The organism is Streptomyces sp. URMC 123 (assembly GCF_051386515.1).
Lineage (GTDB): Bacteria > Actinomycetota > Actinomycetes > Streptomycetales > Streptomycetaceae > Streptomyces.
This window is the reverse complement of record NZ_JBPQTV010000489.1, coordinates 1-3,346: the sequence shown is the minus strand read 5'-3', so window position 1 is coordinate 3,346 and position 3,346 is coordinate 1. Positions and strand designations below refer to the sequence as shown.

Sequence of the window (3,346 nt, the reverse complement as noted above, 5' to 3'; positions counted from 1 at the left end):
GGCCCCGCACCACCCTCCCCCAACCCGGGCCCCCGGAGAACAGTCCCGGCCGTACGGCCCGGCCGCCGCCCGCGGATCACGGGCCGTACAGGTGACTCTCCTCGCCGCAGCATCCGTCCCGCCGCATCCGGCGGCCCACCTCCAGCCAGTGCCGCTGCGCCGCACCGGCCGCACCGCTCGCCTCGGCCGCACCCGGCACGGGGCGCTCGGCCGCCCTGGTCGCTCCGGCCGGCTCCCGCGGGAACGCCTCGATCAGTTCTGCCTGCTCGAACACCGTCCCGCCCCGCAGTACGGCCACCGTGCGGACGAGCGAGTCGAAGTCCTCGAACGGGTCCCCGTCCACCACCGTCATGTCCGCGAGCCGGCCCGGCTCCAGCGTGCCCAGGTCGCGCTCGGCCCCGAAGACGCGCGCCGGCATGACGGTCGCCGTGCGCAGGGCCTCGGCCGCGCTGAACCCGTGGCCGCGCAGCGCCCGCAGCCCCAGGTGCAGGGCGAGCCCCACCGGCACGATCGGCGCGTCCGTGCCCAGCGCCACCAGCCCGCCGCCCGCCAGCACCCGCCGGTAGACGTCGACCTCCCTGCGGAGCGCGGTCAGCTGGCCCGCGGTCGGCGGCCGGCCGGCGAGCTGCCGCACCAGGGCCGCGTCCCACGGCGGCATCAGCGCGGTGACCCGCGGATCGCTCGCCAGCCCCGGGTCGGCGCCGATCAGCGGGGACGCCGTGAACGGCGTGGCGATCAGGGAGAAGCCGGCGCCGGCGGCGGTGTAGATCTCCGTCACGTCCTGGTACGCGTGGCCGCTCGCCGTCGTCGCGTGACCGAACTCCAACCGCTGCGTGGCCTGCAGATGTGTCGTCAGGTCCTGCCCGGACTGAATGCCCGGCGACAGGAAGTGGCTGCCCGAGCGCACCCCGAGCCGCTCGTGCGCGAACCGCGCCGCCTCCTCCATCACCCAGCCGGGCGCCCGTACATACGTCTTGACGAAGTCCCAGTCCAGCGCCTCCGCCCGGGACAGGGAGCGGCGCAGCCCCTCCGGGGTGCGATGGGCCCGGCCCATGCTGTACGCCGGCCGCGAGCCGTCCAGCAGCTCCCCGGACGACAGCAGCCGCGGCCCCGCCAGCGCCCCCGAGGCCACCGCCTCGCGCACCCGCGCCTGCTCATAGGCGAAGCCGCCCAGGGACACGGCCGTGGTGATGCCGTACGCGAGCTGGGCGACGGTCTGTCGGCCGCCGTACGTGCTCTGCCAGGGGTGGGTGTGCGCGTCCCACAGGCCGGGCACGACCGTACGGGCCGAGGCGTCCACCCGCCGGAGGGCCGCGCGGCCGGCGCGGTGCGGCTCGACCGCCGCGATCCGCCCGCCGCGCACCACCACGTCCACGTCCTCGCGCACCGAGGAGTCGTCCCCCGTGCCGTCCCAGAAGCGGCCCGCGTGCACCACGCTGTCGGCCGGCGCGGGTCTGCGGTAGTCCAGCGGCACCCGTACGGTGCGGGCCGCGCCGCCGTCGACCCCGATGAGCCGCAGCCGGGTGCCCGACAGATAGAGCAGCTTCCCGGAGTCGCCGGACCAGGAGGGGTGGTCGGCCGACTCCGAGGTCAGCCGGCGCGGCGGCCCGGCCGGGGTGCCGTCCGGGGCCACCGGCAGCAGCCACAGCGCCGACTCCACGATCAGCGCCATCCAGCGGCCGTCGGGCGACCAGACCGGCCCGGAGTCGTACCGGTCGGAGATCGAGGTGTGCGGGGCGACGGCGTGCGTGCGCGCGGCGCCGGTCGTCGCGTCGACGACCCGGATGAGGTTGTAGCCCTCCCGGAAGCGCTGGTTGAGCCGGTTGCGGTCGCAGAGCGCGAGGTAGCGGCCGTCGGGCGACCAGCTCGGCCGGCCGGGCAGCCCGCCGCCCGCCATCGGGGCCGCGAGGACCCGCTCGGTGCCCGCGGCCAGGTCGCGCACCACCAGGGCGCCCGTCAGGTCCAGACAGGCCAGCCGGGTGCCGTCGGGGGAGAGGGCGGGGAACACCCGGCCGCCGTCCGCGAGCACCGTCTCGGCGCCCGAGGCGAGGTCGTGGCGGCGCACCGCCAGCAGCCCGTCGCGGTCGTCGGCGTACAGCAGCGAACGGCCGTCGCGCGCCCACACCGGGCCCAGGACGTAGCGGGTCGGGGGCACGGCCAGCAGGCGCCGCGGCGGCCGGCCGCCGGAGACGTCCGCGAGCCACAGCGCGTTGAGCGCCGCGAAGGCGACGCGCCGGCCGTCCGGGGAGAGGGCGGGCAGGTGCACGCCGCGCACCGGCCGGGCCCGGTCGCCGTCCAGGTCGTAGCGCTTGACGCGGTAGCGGGGGCGGTCGAGCGGCAGGGAGGCGGTGAAGGGGATCGAGCCGCCCTCGGCCGGGGCCTGGGGCCGCACCAGCCGGAACTGCCCGTCCACCGTCAGCAGCAGCTCGCCGTCGCCCGTCCAGCGCGGCGGCACCGGCGCCACATCGCCGTCCACGGCCACTGCCCGGCCGTCGACGACCAGGGTGCAGGACCCCTCCGGCGGCGCGGTGGTGCGCAGATACGCCAGCCGCCCGCCGTCCGGCGCCACGGCCGGCGTCATCACCTGGGCGGGCGCGGACTCGGTGTGCGCGACCGTCACCGGGCCCCGCCCGTCGGCCGGCACGGAGGCGATGGTGCGGGCCTCCAGGGTGCCGCCCTCCGCCCGCGCGCGGACGAACAGCACCGTGCGGCCGTCGGGCGACCAGGTGGGGTCGTAGTCCTCCCAGGCACCGCCCTGGAGCGGCCCCTGCTGGCCGGGCAGCCCGGTGAGCCGGGTCAGGGCGCCGTCGCGCAGGTCCAGCACCCAGATCCGGTACGGGCTGCCGGTCACCGGGTCGCCGCCGCGCTCGGAGGCGAAGGCGATCCGGGTGCCGTCCGGGGACCAGGACGGGCCGCGGTCGTCCCAGGGGCCCTCGGTGCGGCGGCGCAGGTCGGAGCCGTCGGGGCGCATGGTCCACACATGGAAGTTGCCGTCGCGGTAGGCGCACAGGGCGAGGAGGGAGCCGTCGGGCGAGAACACCGGGCGGCTCGGCTCCAGCCCTGGCGGCGTCAGCGCCACGGCCCGGCCGCCGGCCCGGGGGACGGACCACAGGACGTGCTGCACCTCGGCGACGAGCCGGTCGCCGGCGGGGGAGAGGGTGGCCGAACCGTTGGTGGCGGCGGTGAAGGTGAGCCGGGTGGGGTGCGGGGCGGTCGCCGGCGGGGCGCTCCCCGGCGCGGTGTACGGGGCCTCGGCGGCGCTCGCCTGCGCCGGGAGCCCGATGACCGTGCCGACGGCCGCGGTGGTCGTGGCGGCCACGGCGGCGGTGCCGGCGGCGGCCCGCAG

At 77.9% G+C, this 3,346-nt stretch carries 1 protein-coding gene; it reads right to left on the bottom strand.

Annotated features, from left to right (window positions below; all coding sequences use genetic code 11):
• Positions 1-76: 76 nt before the first annotated feature.
• Entirely contained in the window at positions 77-3,346 is a 3,270-nt protein-coding gene (locus tag ACSNOD_RS29820; protein ID WP_436770199.1) for an amidohydrolase family protein, read from the bottom strand.